This is a genomic window from Paenibacillus sp. Negev47 (genome assembly GCF_058313655.1).
This window is the reverse complement of record NZ_CM177754.1, coordinates 5,545,849-5,566,588: the sequence shown is the minus strand read 5'-3', so window position 1 is coordinate 5,566,588 and position 20,740 is coordinate 5,545,849. Positions and strand designations below refer to the sequence as shown.

The 20,740-nt window shown below is 46.9% G+C and carries 19 protein-coding genes; all 19 read left to right on the top strand.

All coding sequences use genetic code 11. The annotated features are described in order from the left end of the window. Positions 1-192: 192 nt before the first annotated feature. The 19 genes from AC4G47_RS25110 to AC4G47_RS25020 all read left to right on the top strand — a co-directional run bounded on the left by AC4G47_RS25110 (position 193) and on the right by AC4G47_RS25020 (position 20,595). Positions 193-1,083 carry a hypothetical protein gene (locus tag AC4G47_RS25110; RefSeq protein ID WP_491103291.1) on the top strand — a complete coding sequence of 297 codons (891 nt, stop codon included), beginning with the start codon at positions 193-195 and terminating at the stop codon, positions 1,081-1,083. Positions 1,084-1,258: 175 nt separating this feature from the next. Beyond that, positions 1,259-3,067, top strand: a complete 1,809-nt coding sequence (locus tag AC4G47_RS25105) for a cache domain-containing sensor histidine kinase (protein WP_491103290.1) — start codon at positions 1,259-1,261, stop codon at positions 3,065-3,067. A 14-nt stretch (positions 3,068-3,081) separates the two neighbouring features. Further along, the gene (locus AC4G47_RS25100) at positions 3,082-4,146 is read left to right on the top strand and encodes a response regulator (protein ID WP_491103289.1); all 1,065 of its coding nucleotides are present in this window, start codon (positions 3,082-3,084) and stop codon (positions 4,144-4,146) included. Between the two features lie 278 nt (positions 4,147-4,424). Beyond that, a complete protein-coding gene (locus AC4G47_RS25095) occupies positions 4,425-5,342 on the top strand; it encodes an ABC transporter permease (protein WP_047844113.1) in 918 nt (305 codons plus the stop codon). Positions 5,343-5,356: 14 nt separating this feature from the next. Next, positions 5,357-6,226, top strand: a complete 870-nt coding sequence (locus AC4G47_RS25090; protein WP_145321031.1) for a carbohydrate ABC transporter permease — start codon at positions 5,357-5,359, stop codon at positions 6,224-6,226. Positions 6,227-6,286: 60 nt separating this feature from the next. Next, positions 6,287-7,942: an extracellular solute-binding protein gene (locus AC4G47_RS25085; protein ID WP_491103288.1), complete on the top strand. Its 1,656-nt coding sequence runs from the start codon at positions 6,287-6,289 to the stop codon at positions 7,940-7,942. A gap of 326 nt (positions 7,943-8,268) precedes the next feature. Beyond that, positions 8,269-8,715, top strand: a complete 447-nt coding sequence (locus tag AC4G47_RS25080; protein ID WP_491103286.1) for a tellurite resistance TerB family protein — start codon at positions 8,269-8,271, stop codon at positions 8,713-8,715. A gap of 35 nt (positions 8,716-8,750) precedes the next feature. Further along, a complete protein-coding gene (locus tag AC4G47_RS25075; protein ID WP_491103285.1) occupies positions 8,751-9,344 on the top strand; it encodes a TerD family protein in 594 nt (197 codons plus the stop codon). 90 nt (positions 9,345-9,434) lie between these two features. Beyond that, on the top strand, positions 9,435-10,010 hold the full coding sequence (locus AC4G47_RS25070) for a TerD family protein (protein ID WP_076213449.1): 576 nt from the start codon (positions 9,435-9,437) through the stop codon (positions 10,008-10,010). Between the two features lie 93 nt (positions 10,011-10,103). Continuing rightward, positions 10,104-10,685, top strand: a complete 582-nt coding sequence (locus AC4G47_RS25065) for a TerD family protein (RefSeq protein ID WP_491103283.1) — start codon at positions 10,104-10,106, stop codon at positions 10,683-10,685. 26 nt (positions 10,686-10,711) lie between these two features. Further along, on the top strand, positions 10,712-11,968 hold the full coding sequence (locus tag AC4G47_RS25060; protein WP_491103282.1) for a TerD family protein: 1,257 nt from the start codon (positions 10,712-10,714) through the stop codon (positions 11,966-11,968). Between the two features lie 119 nt (positions 11,969-12,087). Continuing rightward, positions 12,088-13,308 carry an HpcH/HpaI aldolase/citrate lyase family protein gene (locus AC4G47_RS25055; protein ID WP_491106791.1) on the top strand — a complete coding sequence of 407 codons (1,221 nt, stop codon included), beginning with the start codon at positions 12,088-12,090 and terminating at the stop codon, positions 13,306-13,308. Then, positions 13,238-14,671 (top strand): phosphoribosyltransferase family protein, encoded by a 1,434-nt coding sequence (locus AC4G47_RS25050; protein ID WP_491103280.1) that lies wholly within the window; start codon positions 13,238-13,240, stop codon positions 14,669-14,671. Before AC4G47_RS25055 ends, AC4G47_RS25050 begins: the two co-directional genes overlap by 71 nt. After that, on the top strand, positions 14,668-15,819 hold the full coding sequence (locus AC4G47_RS25045; RefSeq protein ID WP_491103279.1) for a cysteine protease StiP family protein: 1,152 nt from the start codon (positions 14,668-14,670) through the stop codon (positions 15,817-15,819). Before AC4G47_RS25050 ends, AC4G47_RS25045 begins: the two co-directional genes overlap by 4 nt. Continuing rightward, a complete protein-coding gene (locus tag AC4G47_RS25040) occupies positions 15,819-16,667 on the top strand; it encodes an HAD family hydrolase (protein ID WP_491106790.1) in 849 nt (282 codons plus the stop codon). The genes AC4G47_RS25045 and AC4G47_RS25040 overlap by 1 nt, the downstream gene beginning before the upstream one ends. Continuing rightward, positions 16,667-17,716: an ATP-grasp domain-containing protein gene (locus tag AC4G47_RS25035; RefSeq protein ID WP_491103278.1), complete on the top strand. Its 1,050-nt coding sequence runs from the start codon at positions 16,667-16,669 to the stop codon at positions 17,714-17,716. The genes AC4G47_RS25040 and AC4G47_RS25035 overlap by 1 nt, the downstream gene beginning before the upstream one ends. A gap of 306 nt (positions 17,717-18,022) precedes the next feature. Continuing rightward, positions 18,023-18,775 carry a hypothetical protein gene (locus tag AC4G47_RS25030; RefSeq protein WP_491103277.1) on the top strand — a complete coding sequence of 251 codons (753 nt, stop codon included), beginning with the start codon at positions 18,023-18,025 and terminating at the stop codon, positions 18,773-18,775. An 11-nt stretch (positions 18,776-18,786) separates the two neighbouring features. After that, positions 18,787-19,890 (top strand): toxic anion resistance protein, encoded by a 1,104-nt coding sequence (locus AC4G47_RS25025; protein ID WP_215077216.1) that lies wholly within the window; start codon positions 18,787-18,789, stop codon positions 19,888-19,890. A 138-nt stretch (positions 19,891-20,028) separates the two neighbouring features. Further along, positions 20,029-20,595 carry a hypothetical protein gene (locus AC4G47_RS25020; RefSeq protein ID WP_491103276.1) on the top strand — a complete coding sequence of 189 codons (567 nt, stop codon included), beginning with the start codon at positions 20,029-20,031 and terminating at the stop codon, positions 20,593-20,595. Positions 20,596-20,740: the final 145 nt, after the last annotated feature.

Below are 20,740 nucleotides of genomic sequence, written 5' to 3'. Positions count from 1 at the left end.
CGACAGTGTTTTTTTGTGTTGCGGTGGTAGTCAATACACGGATAGTAAAAGGCTTTTGACACAGGTATATCGTCGTATACAACCGATTTTTAACTTGTGATAGAATGTAGACCATGTCCAATTGTGAATCAAGCATGTTATCTGAAAGGATATTCTTGTAAGTTATACAACCGATAAGGGGAAGATCATACGATGAAATGGAATAATACGATAAAGACGTTCACCGTCATGTTCAGTTTGGCAGCTATTTTGACAGCTTGTGGTGGTGGAGCTAAAGAGGCGTTATCGTCGGAGTCTGCTTCGGGTACAGAAGTTACTTCGTCGGAGACAAGCAGTCCCAATACGACCGTCACAGAAACAGCAGCATCCGGTTCGAATGGTAGTGAGCAGACAGGTTCAGCTACAGAAGAATCTTCTTCAGCTGACGACGGCAAGATTGGAAAGGACTCCACACTGGAAGAGTTGAAGCAGAAGTATGCGGATAAGCTTGGTTATATCCGTATCCCGCTTGCGGATCATCCGGTGCGTCGGGTCAGTGAGGAAGGTTCCAAAAATATTAATGTGGCTAACTATAGCGATACCGTTTTGGACATGAATGCGGGAGTACCAATTCATTCCGATTCGCAGCGGTTGATTGATGATGCCTTTCCTTTTTTCACAACTGTACAAGCACCTGACGAATCTTATGTAACTTGGGAAGAAGCAACCAACCTGGAACGTGCCATGGTGAAAACGCTATTTATCGCCCGTGAAGGTCTGCTGATTACCGAAGATACGATGAAAAATAAGGATTACAGCAGTACATCGTTCCAGGATTCCAAAGATTTCTTCAGCATTACAGCGAAATTTGAATCCATGGCGCCTGTTGCACAGCATCCTTATGACATCACATTGACTACTCTATACGACAAGGCCCGCACGTCGTGGGGCAAGCTTGCTGAGATGGACCCGGAGAAGGATGAAGCAGCATATGCCGAGATGTATAAGACGACGAGAACCGATGCCAATAATGCGATGGGATTGCTTAATGTTCTGTTGTCTACGAATGAGAAAGAACGGATCAAAGAGATCTACGGGGAATAAAAATAGCCGGATAGAGTTAACCTGGAGGATCCTGGTAACATGTCTGGATCACAATGCCTTCAAACTCTGACTACCGATTGAAGCGGGGTCAGGGTTTTTCTGGTTTTTTCCAACAGGGGTATGATATGTTTTTAGAAGTAAGACATGTACGGAATAGGTGAGGTGCGTGTGCAAGATGTGGTGGATGAACTTTTGTAAACGCTTTAAATTTAAAACAAAGCTAATCTTGTTTTTATCTGCGGCAACGGTCTTAATCTCGGGAATCACAGGGTTAATCACCTATCGCATCCATATCGACCTGTTCAATGAAGAGGTCAGTCGCCAGTATAGCCTTACAGCTGAGCAGATTCTTGCACGTCTGGATTCTCGGGTACACGACATGTACAAAGTCACCGATTATATCACACTGAATCCCTCCGTGAAAAATGCCATCAAAGCACAGACCTCAGGCATCTCGTCCTATGATCAGATGAAGCTGGAAGATGAACTGGATGATCAGTTGTATCAGGTAAGGCTGGATGCACCCGAGATCATGGGGCTCCGCATATATGATCTGAAGGAAAACATATTTAATCTCGGCGCCTTTGCGGGCTCGTTTCAACAGATGGACCCTTCCTATCTTGCAGAAATGGTTCATAGACTGGAAGGAACGGACGGCGAATATGGTTGGAATCGTTTGGGGCCGGATGCCTTCTTGCAGGAGGTACAATCCAATTGGATTCTGGCGGGACGATTAATGCGGTCTGTTGATCTGGAGACCTATGGCGTCATGTTAATTCTGTTTAACACCTCGTTGTTCGAATCTTATCTCAAAGATCTGCGACTGAATGAGGAAGTGGCTGTCTACTTGTTTGACGCAGATGGTGAGCTTCTATATGCCTTTCATAATCAGGATGCAGATCCACCACCGCTTACCGAACTAAGCCTAGGGGCGACCGAGATCAGGGATGAGCAGGGAACAACCCACTTGTATACGAAACAAACGTCAGACAAAGCGGGCTTTACGTTGGTCAGCAAGGTCTCACTCGCTCAGATTCAGAACAAGGGAAAGATCATTGTAAAAGTTGCCGTGTTCTCTGCGGTAGCGAGCGTATTATGCTCATGGCTTATCATTACCGTAATTAGCGGCAGACTGTTGCGTCCGCTTGCGAGTCTGGTCAACGCGATGAAAAGAGTCCGTGATGGACAGTTCGATACACGGGTAAGGATTGAGTCCCGGGATGAGCTAGGCTTCATCGGTGAACGATTCAATGCAATGGCGTCCCGGATTGATACGCTGATCCATGAAGTGTATGAACGGGAACTCAGTGAAAAAGAAGCCGAACTCAAAGCCATTCAGGCCCAGCTGAATCCCCATTTTCTGTTTAACACACTCAGCATGTTTTTCTGGAAGTTCTATATGCTTGGCGATGAGAAATCGGCTCGCCTGGTCACTGCATTGTCGGAGATGCTGCAGTATACGCTGGAGCCCGTGCAGCGACTAACGATCGTGCAGGATGAGATGAAGCAAATGGATCATTACCTGCAGATTCAGCAGGCTCGGTATCAGGAAGCTTTGTCGATTACAATTAACGTTCCTGCTGAATTGCTTCGTTGTCAGTTGATCCGACTGTTGCTTCAGCCCATCGTGGAGAATGTTTTTGTTCATGCCTTCTCGGACAAAAGGAACAACCGCCATCTGGAGATTCGTGGCTCGCGGCAAAACGGACATGAGGGTGAGCCGGATCTGCTCATCATTGAAATCTCAGATAACGGCTGCGGCATGCACGCATCGGTCATTGAAAACATTATGACGCCAGTGGCACATGTGGATGACAAACGCCAGCACATTGGTATGCGGAGTGTACTTCGAAGAATTGAGTTGATTCATGGCGAACCCTACGGTGTACAGATCGAGTCGACTGTGGGTGAGGGTACGCTGGTGCGTCTTCGTTTGCCTTATCAGATTGGTGAGGGACTCATGCCGGGAAATTCAGGTGACTGAGAGGAGTAGGTTCTGTGAATGGACGTATGCTTGTGGTGGATGATGAACTATTATTTCGTCAGGGGTTGATTCATCTGGTTCATAATAACCCCCTCGGCTGGGAGGTCGTTGGGGAAGCGGCCGATGGAGAAGAAGCGATGCAGGCTGTACACAGCTGCACACCAGATCTCATCATTACGGACATCAACATGCCTGTGATGGATGGTCTGGACCTTGCCGAACGCATACACGAGAGTGGACTGGACATTATGATTATCATTTTGACTGGTTATCGTGAGTTCGAATATGCACAGCGTGCCATCCGTTATGGGGCGATTGAATTTTTGTTGAAGCCGTTCTCGCTCGATGAAGCATGTCAGGTGTTGCAAAAGGCACATGAACGATATCGCCGGAAACAGTCTGACATTCGGATCAGGGAACAATACAGCCAGGTGGACCGTACCGAGAGACTGCGAGAGGAACTGACTTCGCTGGTGCTCCATCATCAATTCGGAGCGATAATGAATCGGATCGAGATTTTGCTGGAAGAAGTGTCCGGGATGAGCTTGTCGCAAGGCAAAGCGGAGATTCATATGCTTATGAAGGTCATGGCGGACTTGCTGGTACAACAGCTTCAGCCTCAGGAATCCGGTGGGATGGACTCCACTGCCCCAGATCCACTACTCTGGATTCATACCATTCCTGAAGTCATCGCTTGGGCCCGTTGCAAGAGTGAAGAGTGGGTGGATATGCTGATGCGACTAACTCAGGAACAGCAGGATCATGTCGTTACACGAGTCATGCAGTATATTGAAATGAACTATTCCAGCACCTGCACGTTGCAGGCCGTGGCTGCCCATGTTCATGTGACACCCAACTACTTGAGCCATTTGTTTAAAAAAGAGACAGGACAAGGCTTCAGCCAATATGTCAGCAAGCGCCGAATTGATAAGGCTAAGCTGCTGCTGCACAGCACTCGGCAGAGCATGGCAGATATAGCGGAACTGACCGGGTTCGATAACTCCAGTTATTTTACAACCGTATTCAAACAGATGACGGGGGTATCGCCCCGCGAATATCGCAAGCAAGTAGCCAAGTGAAGTGCCCGGATTAGCATCGGTAATTCCCTGATCTGCTACTGTAGATCACAGTTACAGAGAAGCTTCCTCTCTATATCTATGCATTTCCAAGGACAACCCCACCATGTGGGGTTATTTTGCGTAGAAAATTATAAAAGGATCGTTAAATATCGAATGTTTACGCTTACATTTTTATCTAAAATACAACTATAGTACATCAACAGCAGAGAGGAGTGATGGATGTGAAGGGGGAACTGACCGCAGGTCCGCCGTCTGGATTACAACCGCCGGGCAGTGAGATGAAGCATCGGATTCGGCAGCAGCGACTGCGACGATTCAAGATGAATATTCCGTTAATCTTGATGTTTGTGCCGGTGATTATGTTCTATCTTACCTTTCGTTATGCACCCATTGGAGGGCTAGTCATGGCCTTCAAGGATTATAACTTCTATGATGGGCTGTGGAATAGTCCATGGGTGGGCTTTCAGCATTTCCAGACGCTGTTCAGTGATCCGCGCACGGTGGAGATTATTCGCAACACCTTGTTCCTCAGTCTCTTAAGCATTATTATCGGATTTCCCATTCCGATCATTCTGGCCATCATGCTCAATGAAGTGCGAAACATGGCATTCAAGCGAACAGTACAGACGGTAGTCTATATGCCACATTTCTTCTCCTGGGTTATTATTGCGATGATGATCATGACGGTCTTCTCTTTGGAAAATGGGATCGTAAACCGCTGGGTTGAGGCCTGGACAGGAGCGCCTTATCCCTTCATGTACAACAAGGGCTCCTGGGTTGCAGTATTTGTCGGCTCAGGGATCTGGAAGGACATGGGCTTCAATGCCATCATTTTTCTCGCGGCACTAACGACCATTGATCCGAGCCAGTATGAGGCTGCACAGATGGATGGAGCCAGCAAAATGCGTCAGATCTGGCATGTCACCCTGCCCGGTATACGCTCCACCATTATTCTCCTGCTGATCCTGTCGATGGGACGAGTGATGGAGGTTGGATTCGATCAGGTGTATATGCTTCAGAATTCCAATGTCAACGAGATAGCGGATGTCATCAGTACGTATATCTACCGCACCGGACTTCAGGGAGCACAGTTCAGCCTGACAACAGCAATGGGATTGTTCGAATCCCTGGTTGCATTTATCCTCATTTTCAGTGCCAATTATATCGCGCGTCGATTTAACGAAGGTTTGTGGTAGGGAGGGAGAACAGCATGAGAAAAACCAAAGGAGAAAAAGTCTTTTACCTAATCAATTATGTATTGTTGTCACTGGTTGCCATCAGCTGTATCCTGCCCTTACTGAACATCGTTGCCTTGTCATTTAGTGATGCGAGAGCGGTCGTTTCAGGTCAAGTGGGGTTATGGCCCGTCGATTTCACCTGGTTCTCCTACCACAGCCTAATTACGGGAACACCGATCCTGAATGCATTCTGGAACAGTGTGGAGATCACATTGATCGGTACAGGGCTGAGTATGGCGGTGACGATTATGGCGGCATATCCCCTGTCACGCAGACATTTTTACCACCGGCGCTTTTTTACGATGGCGATGGTATTCACGATGATTTTTAACGGTGGACTCATTCCAACGTACTTGGTCGTGCAAAATCTCGGTCTTGTGAACAGTTACGGTGCGCTTTGGCTACCGGGCCTGGTGAGCACGTATAACATGCTGATCATGCGATCTTATTTTGAAAATCTCCCGGGGGAAGTAGACGAGGCCGCGCGCATCGATGGTTGTGGTGAACTGGGGCTTTTGTTCCGAATTGTGTTGCCATTATCCAAACCTTTGCTGGCGACTATTGCCCTCTTTTACGGCGTAGGTTACTGGAATTCGTTCATGAGTGTGATGATTTATATCAATGATACGTCCAAATACAACATGACCGTGCTCGTCCAGAATATGATTATGTCCAATCTGAATGTACAGGATTTTACCGATCCAACGATGATATCGAATCTGACCCCGGAAGGCATCCGGGCAGCGGCTGTCATTGTGATGGTCATACCCATTTTGGCGGTGTATCCGTTCTTGCAGAAGTACTTCGTTAAAGGGGTCATGCTTGGATCAATTAAAGGTTAAGGCAGGCTGCAGGTTAACCCGCATGGGTTCATATTACAGGAGAGAAAGAGGGTCTTATCTATGGCGTTAACGATGAAGGCATGGATGAAGTCGGGTCTCGTTCTGGGCTTGATCGGTGGTTTGCTGGCGGGATGTACTGGAGATAACGGTAGCGAACAGGGGGAAGGCGAAGGCAACAGGGGGAATATCACGTCAACGATCTATGATCGGGGCGCGGTCCCAAGCGGCATGGGTACGATCGAAGATAACATGTGGTCCAAGTGGATCAACGAGAACGGGCCGGCTAATGTAAAATATACAGCAGTTCCCCGCTGGGAATCCCAGTCCAAACTTAACGTTTTATTCGCTTCTGGCAGTGCACCGGATATTATTTTTGAATTCGGTACGCCCATCCGTAACACACTGTTTAATCAGAAACAGCTGATGCCGCTGGATGAGTTGATCGAGAACTCGAGCGTGGAATACAAAGCCTTGATGGAGAAATATCCCCAGCTCAAGAAGGCCGGCATCAAAAGCGATGGTAAGCTCTATGAAGTGGGACGTATGAACGAGGTGTTTCCACTGACGAGCTTTTTCATACGGGAAGACTGGCTGGAAAAGTTGAATCTGGAGGTACCGACCAATGAGGAAGAGATGCTCGCGGTAGCCAAGGCCTTCACGGAGAATGATCCCGATGGAAACGGAGCTAAGGATACATACGGCATCGGTGGATTTCAGTTCGGCGATACAGCGGGTCTATTCCGCTATATGTACAACGCCAACTGGGTGAATGTGGAGGACGGGGAGATGGTAGTCGGTCCCAACAACATGAAGGAAGCCACAGCATTCAAACGTGCATTGTATGAAGCAGGCGTGGTGGATAAGGACTTACTGACCGACAAGGATGGGGCCAAGGCGAAGCAGGATTTCCTGAATGGAAAAATCGGTATGTACGCGGCCATGACTTCGGATTATACCGGGTTTGCAGCGAAGGAACTGGATACACTGATGCAAAATGTTCCTGAGGCTAAATTAAAGGTCATCGCTCTGCCAACCACGTCCGTAGGACAGCACACGATGGTGTGGAATAACCCGGTTCAGATGACTGCAGCTGTGAATGCGCGAGCCAAAAATCCGGAAGCAGTCATGCAATATATCGATTTTCTGACCAAAACAGAGTCAGGCCGAACCTTCAAAAATGGATTTGAAGGCACGCATTATACGTTGAACGATCAAGGCTGTCCGCGTATCTCGGATCAGGAGAAATACAAGCAGGAGATCAGCTGGGCAGGCGATTACGCCATGCTGTACAGTCGCCTGGAGGAAGGCAAATGTGGGTACACTGAAATGTTGTTCAGCGAAGAGATTCCGTCGCAGAAGGAAGGACTTCGACTTTTTAAGGAAGCGCGTGAGGTATACATGACGGATCTTCCGGTGGGAGAGGGCGTTACCCATTCGGAACATATGCCGCAGTTGCCGAAGGAACTCCAGGTGAAGCTGACCAATGTGACGACAGCCATTAACGATATCTTTACCCGTTCCATCATTGGCGGCAGCAAATATACGGTGGAGCAGGCTGCTGCCGAAGCAGAGCAGAAGTGGGAACAGGGCGGTGGCCCGGAGATTGAAGCATGGTACAAAGACTGGTGGAGCAAGGAAAAGGATAATGTACTGGTCTGGGACGATTTCTATGAAATCTATGAACAGCAACAGGCTGATTTTGAAAAATCGAAGTGAATTCAAGCATTCAAATCATTCATAAGATTTATAATTTTGGTGTTGGCAGGAATAAGCGCTCTGATCCCCTGATCAGAGCCTTTTTACGTGCATATTTGCCTGAAAAATGAAGTGAATAGGAAGTTCTTGCATCTTGCTTGAAACTATATCCAGAACGATGCGTATCATAAGGTATTAATTGTTTTTTAATGTAGAATATTGCCGTATTTCAGAGTATAGTTAAGGAATAATTTAACTTATATTCAATCATGATGTAGGGATGAAAATTACTGAAAACCATGAAAAAGTGGGAAGAACACCATGTATGAAACTATTGGAGGTTGAGTATGAGTTCATTTAAAGGCTGGTTAAATTCAACAAAACAAGGACTTGAAGAGCAAGTCAAAAAATTTAAAAATAAAGATTTTATGGACGCCGTAGTTGCAGGCTGTGCACTGGTTGCTTTTGCAGATGGTTCCATTGACGAAGCCGAGAAGAACAAGATGGCCGGCTATATTAAACTGAGTCAGGAATTGAAAGTATTCGACATGGGAGAAGTGATTATACGCTTCAATCATTACGTGGCGAACTTTGAGTTCTCTCCGGAGATCGGGAAGCAGGAAGCCCTGAAAGCTATTGGGAAATTCAGATCCAAGCCAGATGTAGGCCGCGTTATTGTGGGTGTGTGCAGTGCGATTGGTTCAGCTGACGGCAACTTTGATGATCAGGAGAAAAGAGTCGTTGCTGAGATATGCAATGTGCTTGGACTGAATCCGGGTGAATTCAATCTCTAAGTAGCTATTTTACATATGAAGGGAGGTGAAAATCAGTGGCAAGCATTAATTTGGTCAAAGGACAGAAGATTGATTTAACCAAAGGCAATGCAGGACTTACTGAGGTGATTGCTGGTCTCGGTTGGGACCCGGTAACTGCCAAAGGTTTCTTCGGAAGAAAAAAACAAGCGGATATCGATTGTGATGCATCGGCGATCATGTTGAATGAAGAAGGCAAGTTGGTGAAAGACTCCAACCTGGTATGCTTCCACAACAAGCAAAGTGCATGTCGTTCGGTTATCCATTCAGGTGACAATCTAACAGGACAGGGAGACGGTGACGACGAACAGATCAAAATGGATCTGTCCCGTATTCCTGCTGATGTTCATAAAGTATTAATCGTTGTTAATATCTACGATTGCGTCAATCGCAAGCAAGATTTTGGCATGATTGAGAGGGCTTATATTCGTATTCTGGATGGTAAAAATTCCAGTGAGCTGGTGAAGTTCAATCTATCCGATAATTACACAGGTTCAACAGCGTTGATCTGTGGTGAATTGTATCGTCATGGAAGTGAATGGAAATTCTCGGCAATTGGAGAGGGTTCCCATGCGGTACATATCAACGAACTCGCTCGCAAGTACTCCTAAGTACAAGATTTATTCTAATTCGACAATAATCCTGATATTCATATGTAACGATAACTACACTAAATTATAAATAAGCGAGGATGATCAACGATGGCAATTAATCTTTCCAAAGGTCAAAAGATCGATCTGACTAAAACCAATCCAGGTCTAACCAAAATTACAGTAGGTTTGGGCTGGGATACCAACAAGTATGATGGCGGAAAAGACTTTGACCTGGACGTATCGGTATTCTGTGCCAATGCAAATGGTAAAGTAGAAGGCGAGAAAAACTTCATCTTCTTCAACAATCCACAAAATGAAAATGGTTCTGTTGTTCACACCGGTGACAACCGTACAGGAGATGGCGATGGTGATGATGAGCAGATCAATATCGACCTGCCTAACGTACCCGCCAATGTAGAGAAAATTGCATTCTCCATTACGATCTACGAAGCTACGGAACGTAGCCAGAACTTCGGACAAGTCTCCCGTGCTTATGTGCGAATCGTCAACGAAGCAAACAACGAAGAATTGATTCGTTTCGACCTGGGAGAAGACTTCTCCATTGAAACGGGTGTAGTTGTTGGTGAATTGTATCGTCATAGCGGCGAATGGAAGTTCAGTGCTATTGGTAGTGGTTACCAGGATGGATTGGTTGGACTGACACGCGACTACGGTTTGCAATAGGACGTACAGTAAGACTTACAGGATGGGAAGAACCGTCTCCTGGACGGTTCTCCTTTTCATTTAATCACATATCTTGGAAAGGTGGAAAAACAAATGACGATCAGTCTTGCCAAAGGACAACGTATTGACCTGACTAAGACGAATCCGGGCCTTACCCGTGTTGTGGTTGGTTTGGGTTGGGATACGAACAAATATAGTGGTGGAGTCGATTTTGACCTGGACGCTTCGGCTTTTTTGCTGTATGAAGATGGAAAAGCCAAAGGTACGGATGATTTTGTTTTTTACAACAATCCAAGCGGTGGTGCGGGTTCAGTAACACATACCGGTGACAATCGTACGGGTGAGGGTGACGGCGATGATGAGCAAGTTGTCGTTGACTTCAGCAAAATCCCTGCGCACATTCACCGAATCGGGATTACGGTAACGATCTATGATGGAGATGGACGAGGGCAGAATTTTGGACAAGTCTCCAACGCTTTTGTTCGTGTTGTTGATGCTGCAAGCGATCGGGAAGTGCTTCGTTTTGACCTGGGAGAAGACTACTCCACGGAAACAGCTGTGGTGTTCTGTGAGTTTTACCGTGCAGGTATGGACTGGAAATTCCAGGCGGTAGGCAGCGGTTTTACAGGCGGACTATCTGCTTTATGCAAACATTACGGACTGGATGCACAATAACTTGGCATAAGAAAGGTGAGTCTGCTATGGCGATTTCTGTCGTGAAAGGCCAAAAGAGTGATCTGACCAAAACCAATCCGGGCTTGTCCCGTCTAACCGTAGGCATTGGTTGGGAGGCAGCTTCCGGAGTGGAGCTGGACACATCGGCATTCCTTCTGGCTTCAGACAATAAAGTGGCTGGAGATGAGGATTTTATCTTCTATAACCAGCCTTCTACCTCGTTCATCACGTATATGGATGGTGGGCAGGTTGATGGAGAAAAGAAACAGTTCGCCATTGATCTTGGCAAAATCCCTGCCCGAATTGAGAAAATCGCCTTCAGCCTGACGATTCATGACGGTGAAGCACGACGACATCATTTTGGACAGGTACAGCATGGTTTTCTACGATTTGCCAATACAGCTACAGGTCAGGAAGTGATGAGATATGAACTGGGCAGCGGTTTTACAGTGGAGACCGCGATTGTCATCGGTGAATTGTATCGTCATAACGGAGAATGGAAGTTTAATGCTATAGGATCGGGTTTTGCAGGAGGATTGAATGCACTATGTGCCAACTTTGGTGTGGATGTGGATGGTGGATCAGATTCTGCGCCAAGCACATCAACCATTCCCCCGATAGCTGCACCGACTCCACCACCCCCGGTACCTGTACCTGAGCCGACGCCTGCTCCTGTGAATTCGATCAATTTCAGCAAAATTGAATTGAAGAAGAAAGGTGACACCATTAACCTCAAGAAAAATGCAGGGGGACTTGGTGAAATCCTGATTAACCTGAACTGGAATCAACAGGGCGGCAAAGGGTTATTTGGTCGTAACAAGAGTATTGATCTGGACCTGGGCTGCCTGTTCGAGATGAAGGATGGTACAAGGGATGTGATCCAGGCCTTGGGACAAACATTTGGTTCGCTGAACCGTTTTCCTTATATTGCCCTGGATGGTGATGACCGGACGGGATCGGTTAAAACGGGAGAGAATCTACGAATTAATGGAGCACGCATTTCGGAAATTGAGCGGATTCTGGTATTTACCTATATTTATGGCGGCGTGGCCAACTGGTCTCAAGTAGACGGTGTGGTAACCATCCAACAGAAGGATGGTCCCGATATCATTGTCCGGATGAATGAATACGGAAGTCCACTCGGCATGTGTGGCATTGCGATGTTACGTAATGTGAACAATGAGACATTCAGTATTGAACGAATTGTGCAGTTCTATAATGGGCATCAGGCGTTGGACGAGGCCCATGATTGGGGAATGCAGTGGGTTGCTGGAAGAAAATAATTATTCGTATGTATTCATTCAATCCCTCCAGATTAAGGAGGGATTGGTTTTTATGCCCCGACAGCTTGAATCAATTCATGCAGATTGGCTATTGCCAAAGGTGCGAGGAGGAGACAATCCTGAAATATTTTAATTTTTTGAGTCTGGAAGAAGAAGATACTTTATTTTTCTCTTCGCCCGTCTCGTTCAATCACCGGACTTCCAAAGATTTACTGGCATATGCTGTTGGGGCCGCTTTATATATGCCCGCGACGCGCACACATATCGCGGACGACATTATAAATGGTAAGCATGAAGGTCTGACGACCATTATTATTGATCTGGAGGACGCTGTGGGTGACGACCAAGTGGAGTTTGCCGAACAGTGTCTGGCACAGCATCTAACTCAACTGATGACTTATATGGAGACAGGCATGCTCAGTCAGGATCGAGTGCCTCTTCTGTTTGCTCGTGTACGTTCACCACAACAGTTGGAACGTCTGATTGATACGTTGGGAGAACTGGTATCCATGCTAACAGGCGTGGCTTTGCCCAAGTTCTGTGTGGGGAATGGAAGAGCCTATTTCGAACAGATCCGCAAGTATAATCAACTGAAACCGGATCATTATCCCGTTCTCTATGGAATGCCTATCCTAGAGACTGCTTCTATAATCTATCGGGAGACACGGTGGGAGACTTTGCTGGATATTCGAAACATCCTCGATGAAAATGATGAATATGTGCTCAATGTACGCATTGGTGCGACCGATTTCTCCAGCCTGTTTGGACTACGTCGCAGCCCTGAACTGACCATATACGATATCGCCACGATCCGTGACTGCATCTCGGATATTATTAATCTGTTCGGTCGGATGGACAAGCCGTACGTGATTTCGGGTCCAGTCTGGGAATATTTTAGCCAGCGGGAGCGCGTGTTCAAGCCTCAATTACGACAGACTCCATTCGAAGAAACTCTCGGCAAATCAGGGCTTCATCTGAGAATGAAATATATTACGAACACAATGGATGGATTGATGCGTGAAGTCATGATGGACAAGGAAAATGGAATTGTTGGCAAAACGATCATTCATCCTTCTCATATCAAGCCGGTACAAGCGATGTACGTTGTTACACATGAGGAATATTCTGATGCCCAAGACATCATCGCCCGTAATGACGGTAGCCTGGGTGTGTTCAAAAGTAATTACTATAACAAAATGAATGAGATTAAACCACACTTGAGCTGGGCGAATCGAATTCTAATCCGATCACAAATATATGGGGTGTTACATGAACAGCAGCATTTTGTCGGGCTCTTGCCCAAGCACGAACAACAAGACAACTACGTTTCCAATTCTTGATCAATTCAGTCTGCACGTTCAGGTCACACATAATCCGCTGCAACTTCCACTGGAATCATTATTTTCAATGGCTGCACGAATCAATAAGAAACGTTCTTTTCTGTTTGTAAGCAGACTGCTGGGCAAGCATATCCCGGTTAACCCGTATACCTCGCTTCTGAGCGGCGCTGCATTGGCTGTTCTGTTATATGAGCACCTGACTGAAAAGACTGAAGAGACCAAAGATCAGATCATCGAATGGAAACGGGAAATGGTCGAAGGATTGATTGATCCCAAGCAAGCCCGGCAAGTGTACAACATGTTGTTGCAAGAAAAATTGAGTTTGCCAGAAACGATTCGTTTTGTTGGTTTTGCCGAGACAGCTACAGCGCTGGGCCACAGTATGTACGAGATGTTTGCTGATCATGCTTCCTACATTCATACCACTCGCGAATATGTTCCAGCGATGCGTCCGGATATTCAATTTGAAGAAGAACATTCCCACGCGATGGCTCATCGCTGTTATGCGTTGGATCACGAAGCTTTTGCAGGAGAGGGTCCAATTGTTCTGGTGGACGATGAGATTACGACGGGCAAAACGACGTTGAATATCATTCGGGATATTCAGGCCCGATATCCTCGGAAGCAATATGTGATTGCTTCACTGCTGGACTGGCGTACGGAAGCGGACGAGAATCGATTTGCCGAACTGGAAGTTGAGCTTGGGATTACCATTACACCGTTAAGCCTGTTGAAGGGTCGCATTGATGTGGTGGGTACTCCACAGTTGGAAGCAAGACAGCAAACTGACCAGCTACCCCAACATGCCGTGACGCTTCAGACATCTAACGTTGCCGATGCCTTCGATCAGCTTCATGCCACTTCGGAGGATGGTGAAGGTAACCGTAGCGCAGCGAGCTACGTCCAGCATACGGGCAGGTTTGGTATGCAATCCCGGCATAATGGCGTATTACGTCAGGAGATTAGCCAGATTGCAGAACGACTTCGGTCGCAGCGTACGGGAGAACGGACTTTGGTGATGGGAACAGGGGAGTTCATGTACATTCCGATGCGTATTGCTGCCGAGATGGGGGAAGGCGTGTTGTATCAATCCACTACTCGCAGTCCAATCCATACCCATCCGGCTCCAGGATATGCTGTTCGTAGTGGTTCTGGATACGCCTCACCGGAAGACGCATCTGTTCGTAACTTTATCTACAACATCGCCCCAGGACAATATGATGAGATTTTTGTTCTGCTGGAGAGACAGATGTCCGAAGAACGAATGGAACCGATGGTGAAGGTACTGGAGCAGCTGGGATGCGGACACATTCATATTGTATATTGCGGCTTGCCAGAGAAGACAGGGGACAACGAGCAATGAACTTAACTACACTGGAGCTAATCAGACAACGTGAGATTCAGTCTCCCGAGCGGATGGGCAGCTATGCTGCATCCGACGTTGTTTTCCTACTGAAGGATATCAGCCATGTGGATCTGGAAAAGGGAACAGGTGAACGGGAGCAGGCGATCCAATCCGGGGTTCATTATTCAGAGATGTTACCTGTGGAATATCAGCCCACAGCCGAATACATCCAGCTGTTTCACCAGACGTTGGAACAATCCGCCGCAAGAATCGCACTTCATACCGCCATTGTAGCTGAGAAGATCGTGGAGCGCAGGGGCCTGAATCTTGTGCTGGTATCTCTGGCTCGAGCGGGAACTCCTATTGGCATCCTGATCAAGCGTTATATTGAATTGAAATACAAGGTGACGATTCCGCATTATAGCATTTCGATTATTCGTGGCAAAGGTATGGATGAGAACGCAATTTTATATATTTTACAGCAGCATGGGCTGGAAAAAGCCATTCAGTTTGTAGACGGTTGGACCGGCAAAGGGGCTATTCGCAAAGTGCTGAAAGAATCTTGTGATCAAATGGAACGGACTTATGGCGTAAACCTCGATGATGATCTTGCCGTGTTGGCCGATCCGGGGCAATGTTCAGGCACCTTTGGGACAAGGGAAGATTATCTCATTCCTAGCGCTTGTCTGAATTCGACGGTCTCGGGACTTGTGAGCCGTACAGTGCTTCGGGATGATCTGATTGGGCCGACAGATTTTCACGGAGCCAAATGGTATCGTGAATGGTCCTCTGACGATGTGTCGAACCAATACGTGGATACCATCGCTCAGCATTTTCCACAGGTGATGAACCAAGCGGAACTTCGTACGGACACCAATGCTATCGGTACTTTGGAAATCACCTGGAAAGGCTGGCAGGATATTGAGTCCATTCAGCAATCCTTTGGCATTGCGAGCATCAATCTGATTAAACCTGGAATCGGAGAAACAACCCGGGTGCTGCTGCGCCGGGTCCCTTGGAAGATTCTTGTGGACCGTCTGGATAATCCGGATTTGCAACATATCATGATGCTCGCCAGAGACAGAGATGTGCCGGTTGAGGTATATCCGGGATTAACCTATTCCTGTTGCGGCATTATTCAATCCCTGGGAGGTGGAGGAGAATGATGATCTACGCAAGTGATCTGGACCAGACGCTGGTGTACTCCCGTCGTGCGCTCCGTATTCCCGAAGATACACCGGGACTTGTTCCCGCAGAGTGGATTAACGGCAAGTTGTCCGCTTTTATGTCAGCATATGCACTGGAGCGGTTGCAGTCTTTGCCACAAGATATTGTATTTATGCCCGTGACGACACGTACTGTGGAGCAGTACCGACGCATTCATATTTTTCAGACCGAATGTATTCCGAAATATGCGGTAACGAGCAATGGTGGCAACATCATTGTCGACGGTCAGGTAGACGATGAATGGAACCTGCATATTCGTTCTTTGCTTCGTCAGCAGGCAGCTACACCCGAAGAGATTCTGGATTTATTTGACGACGTACTGAGCCCGGAATGGGTGATTAATCAGCGATTGTGTGATGAGCTGTTCTATGCACTATTGATCGAACGTGACAAGCTTCCAATGGAACGCATTGCGGAGAAGATCCGGGTGTTAGAGACGCTGGGATGGGAGAGCTCAATTCAGGGTCGGAAGCTCTATCTGGTGCCCTCGGCCGTGAACAAAAGAGCCGCAGTGGAGCACATTAGGCAACGCATTGGCGATGTGCCTGTAATTGCTTCGGGCGATTCCTTGCTGGATCGCTGTTTGCTGGACTTTGCGCAGCATGCCATTGCTCCATCTCACGGAGAGCTGCATGTGGAGAGACAGCGTGTACCCGAGCAGGTACCGTATCAATTTACGGAACAATTCGGTGCTTTTGCAGCAGATGAGATTCTCGATTACGTTCACCGTATCCATAACGATCAACAGATCCAGATAGACCATGCCGAGATAAGGGAGACCGTATAATGAACAAAAAGAAGATTTACTTCAACCGTTGGTTCTCTGTAACGTATCATTATATGAATGCGATTCGGGACAATGAGGATGGGTTCGAATTTGAAATATACGGCACTCATCCTGATCCGGGACACATGGCATTACAGGGCTGTGATGTTGCAGAGGTTGAACCGCGTGTAACGGGCCGGGAATATGTTGATTTTTGCCTCGACTTTTGCCGTCGTCATCAGATTGATGTCTTTATTCCGCGCTGGAACATGCTGGACATCAGTAGACATATCTCCTTGTTCGAAGAGATCGGTACACGGGTTATCGTATGCTCGGATACGGAATTGCTGGAACAATTGATGGAGAAAGACCGCTTCTATGAATCGGTACGTGAGAAGGGCATTATGGAGATTCCGGATTATTTCACGGTCAGTAATGCTGCACAATTCCAGCAAGCCTATGAGGCGCTGCGTGCACGTGGACATGATGTATGCTTCAAACCATGTAATGGTGAGGGTGGTATGGGATTCCGGGTCATTAACAATGAACGTGATCCGTTGCAGGAGTTGTTCGGATATGCGCTTAACTCGATTTCATATGAAGATGCCCTGCGTGCGTTCTCTTCTGCTCCGTCCTTTCCCAATGTCATGGTGATGGAGGTGCTGGAAGGATACGAGTACAGCATTGATTGTCTTTCGGATCGCGATGGGAAACTATTAACGGCTATTCCGCGTAGAAAAGAAAGAGGACGCTTACGCTTACTCGAAGAAAACGAGGAATTGCTGGCGATTGCCCGCAATGTGGCAGAGGTATATCGGATTCCTTATAATTTTAATATTCAGATGAAATACCGCAAGGATACACCGAAGCTGCTTGAGATCAATCCGCGAATGTCGGGTGGGTTGCACATGTCTTGTCTGTCCGGCGTGAACTTCCCTTATCTGGCAGTCAAGTCTGCACTTGGCCATGATATTGGACCACTTCATCCGAAGTTTGGTCTTCTGGGAAGTCACATCGAACAGCCATTTATAATCGACGTTCAGAAGGTAAGCGGAGTACATCACGTCTAGCTGAGAATTTCCCTCAACATTGACACCTTCTGGATGGTTTTTTTACAATACGGATAAGAGGTTATTCAAAAAGTCCACTTTTGATTACGAATAATGCCTTACGGCATCATCAGCATCGAATATGAAATTCAGCCGAAATAAGCGGGAGGCTTACGAAGTATGTTTCCTTTGGAAACATTGTGGTTGCTCACGTAGTTTTCCTACGCTCCGCTACTCCATTTCTATCTTCATTCCATCTTCTCGGTACTGAAAACCAGACTTTTTGAATATGCACTTTATGTGTTGTTACAGGCAGGAGGACAAGTAATGTTACGGAAAACGAAGATAGGTATAGGCGCATTGGTCGGTTATGGTCTCGCGGCAATCTCGAGTCCCTTTCTACCGGATGTTATCACGTGGGCGATTCCGGCACTGGCAACTGTGGTGGGGGGACTGATTCCTTCACGTTCCACGCCACGTACACAGGTCGAGGGTTCGTCATCAGCACCTGTGCCTACTACAGACATTGGAAATGAAACATCTCGCTTGAACGGTGGACAAGCGCCGAGCGCAGTGCCAGCAGGGACTATAGAAGCTTCCCCGGCACAGCCCCATTCGAGTTCCACTCCCGCTCAACATGCAGGCTCAGAACAAGCGAAGCCTTCCCGGACTGAACCAGATCCTGTATTTGATCCGGTGATTGAGTACCTGGAAGTTCTGGAGGATATGATCATCTCCGAAGGTCAGAAGAACGAGCTGGATAATGAGATCGTGGAGAAATCACTGGCGTTGTTTGCTCGTCTGCAGCGTGTGATTCCTTCCCTTCAGGAGCTGAACAATGGGGATATCAACCATACGGTGCGCAGATTGATTTTGAAAGACCTGAACGGTTTTATTAATCCATTTCTACGTTTGAGCGGAGAAGCCAAACGCAACAATCGGCGTATGCTTCTGAATGGTCTTCGAGACGTGGATTCCAAGATATCGGATATTGTATCAACGATTGAACATAAAGACTTAATGGAGCTCCAGAACAAAGCGGAACTAATACATCAACGGTATAACAGCTCTGAATTATAGGAGGGATTGGCATGGCAACGGAATGGGCTCAGTTGAAGCAGGAAGATGAGCAACGGATTAACCAGGAAGCAACGCAGCTTATTCAGAAAGTGTCCCAAAGTGATCCGGCTCACCTGGATACCTTAATGGATGATATCGGCAAGTTGGGTGTGAAAACACAAGAGAGAGCAGGACAGACCCTCAAGCTGCTTGATCGTCCAGTCAATGAACTGATGTCGGGGAATCGGGCTGAGGTATCGAACATGATCCTGAAGCTCCGTGATGAATGTGAGAGTCTGCAGCAGAGTAAAAATGTGAGTTTTGTCGGGAAGTTGTTACGTAAAAGCCCACTGAAAAACTACGTGTACCGTTATCAATCCGTTCGCACGAACATTGATGCCATCATTAACGGGTTGCGCGACGGTAAGGATAACCTGGAAGAAAGTATCGTGAACATGCGTCAGCTGAAACGTTCTTCGATTCAGGAGATCTACAACCTGCAGACGAAAATCTCCTTTGGTAATCAGTTAAAAGCGTTGTTTGAAACCGAGATCGCCAAGCCTGAGAACGAGAATCGTAAAGCACATCTGGAGCGTGGATTGCGCAAAGTGGTTACGCGTACCCAATCCATGACAGAGATGATCATGCTCTACAATCAGGCGATCGCAGCTACTGACATCATTAATGATAACAATGACAAGCTGATTGATTCAGTGAATAACGCCATTGATAAAACAGCGAATCTGATCACCGTTTCGGCCATGATTGCGATGGCACTCAATGATCAGGAGAAGGTCATTTCTGCTGTGGAAGCTACGAATAAGACGATTGAAGATCAATTCAAGGAGAATGCCAGATTGTTGAAGACAACGACAGAGAAAACGAATGAGCTGTTGTCCAAACCGGCCATGTCCCTTGAAGCGGTCAATCAGGCGATGGGCGATCTGATGTCTGCGCTGGATCTGTCCGAGCAGTCCAATCGCCGGATCATCGAGAGCTGTAATGACTATACCAACAAGATGACGACACTTAACGCCAAAATGAGCGATCGACTGGGTCTGGAAGGGCCGAAGGCTACTGCCATACCAGAAAAAAACAAACCAGATTCCAGTGCATTAGGATCTTTCCTGGATTAGGGTAAGACTCGCTGCATATCGTATCGAGATGGCTACATGTATTTATTTTCTACGAGGGACGCTGAGTGCGTCTCTTTGTTTCATTTATTTGATAGAATGAAGGTAAAATCTGGGGTTGTGCGAAGGAGCTTGCTGAACATGCTGGACTTTTCATTCGAGATTATTGATGAGACCAAGATTAATATTCAATACAAATATGGCAGTGAGTTCTTTAACTTTAACCTGTATTATGCGAACGGGGATTGGACATTGCATCCATTTGACGGCATACTGATCCAAAATCGTGAAATGTGTAGTCTGATTGTATCGGAGTTGCTCCGTAACAAAGATTTCCATGTCATGTTGGCCAAAGAGAAAATCATCTTATCTCAACTGCGTACCAGTGTTAACCTCCAATCCAATGAGCCGGATGAATGGGTTGCAGATCGAAGAAACGCAGAGTATTCCAGTCATGATGATGAGTTGATGGATTACATAGGGAACCATAGCTTCGAAGAAGTATTGAAGCTTGAGCAAGAACAGATGGAGGCCAGAGTACAGTTCTTCCAACAGATCATTCAGAGAATGTTTATGGAGGGACTTGGGCCAGACGATGCCGATTTTATCAAAGTTCAGGCTGTGATTCGAATATATAAGGAGACATACGATCGTCTGGGCGAGTTGAATGATCACAATCGGGGTGATCGTGGACGCAGAAGATGGTAGTGAAAAAATCCCGCTTTAGTATGTAAACAGATAACATATTTCTGCGAAGTCAGGCAGATCATCCTGATTTGCAGGTGTCATGAATGCTTTTTCAGAGAAGCGGATTATGCCCTTGGTAAATCGGTTGCACAATGACATTCGTGAA

What these genes read in the sequence shown, in the direction of transcription:
- AC4G47_RS25040 (WP_491106790.1), top strand. Translation starts at nt 15,819, where the DNA reads ATGATCTACGCAAGTGATCTGGACCAGACGCTGGTGTACTCCCGTCGT.
- AC4G47_RS25090 (WP_145321031.1), top strand. Translation starts at nt 5,357, where the DNA reads ATGAGAAAAACCAAAGGAGAAAAAGTCTTTTACCTAATCAATTATGTA.
- AC4G47_RS25105 (WP_491103290.1), top strand. Translation starts at nt 1,259, where the DNA reads ATGTGGTGGATGAACTTTTGTAAACGCTTTAAATTTAAAACAAAGCTA.
- AC4G47_RS25045 (WP_491103279.1), top strand. Translation starts at nt 14,668, where the DNA reads ATGAACTTAACTACACTGGAGCTAATCAGACAACGTGAGATTCAGTCT.
- AC4G47_RS25095 (WP_047844113.1), top strand. Translation starts at nt 4,425, where the DNA reads ATGAAGCATCGGATTCGGCAGCAGCGACTGCGACGATTCAAGATGAAT.
- AC4G47_RS25060 (WP_491103282.1), top strand. Translation starts at nt 10,712, where the DNA reads ATGGCGATTTCTGTCGTGAAAGGCCAAAAGAGTGATCTGACCAAAACC.
- AC4G47_RS25085 (WP_491103288.1), top strand. Translation starts at nt 6,287, where the DNA reads ATGGCGTTAACGATGAAGGCATGGATGAAGTCGGGTCTCGTTCTGGGC.
- AC4G47_RS25050 (WP_491103280.1), top strand. Translation starts at nt 13,238, where the DNA reads ATGAACAGCAGCATTTTGTCGGGCTCTTGCCCAAGCACGAACAACAAG.
- AC4G47_RS25080 (WP_491103286.1), top strand. Translation starts at nt 8,269, where the DNA reads ATGAGTTCATTTAAAGGCTGGTTAAATTCAACAAAACAAGGACTTGAA.
- AC4G47_RS25065 (WP_491103283.1), top strand. Translation starts at nt 10,104, where the DNA reads ATGACGATCAGTCTTGCCAAAGGACAACGTATTGACCTGACTAAGACG.
- AC4G47_RS25025 (WP_215077216.1), top strand. Translation starts at nt 18,787, where the DNA reads ATGGCAACGGAATGGGCTCAGTTGAAGCAGGAAGATGAGCAACGGATT.
- AC4G47_RS25030 (WP_491103277.1), top strand. Translation starts at nt 18,023, where the DNA reads ATGTTACGGAAAACGAAGATAGGTATAGGCGCATTGGTCGGTTATGGT.
- AC4G47_RS25110 (WP_491103291.1), top strand. Translation starts at nt 193, where the DNA reads ATGAAATGGAATAATACGATAAAGACGTTCACCGTCATGTTCAGTTTG.
- AC4G47_RS25020 (WP_491103276.1), top strand. Translation starts at nt 20,029, where the DNA reads ATGCTGGACTTTTCATTCGAGATTATTGATGAGACCAAGATTAATATT.
- AC4G47_RS25070 (WP_076213449.1), top strand. Translation starts at nt 9,435, where the DNA reads ATGGCAATTAATCTTTCCAAAGGTCAAAAGATCGATCTGACTAAAACC.
- AC4G47_RS25035 (WP_491103278.1), top strand. Translation starts at nt 16,667, where the DNA reads ATGAACAAAAAGAAGATTTACTTCAACCGTTGGTTCTCTGTAACGTAT.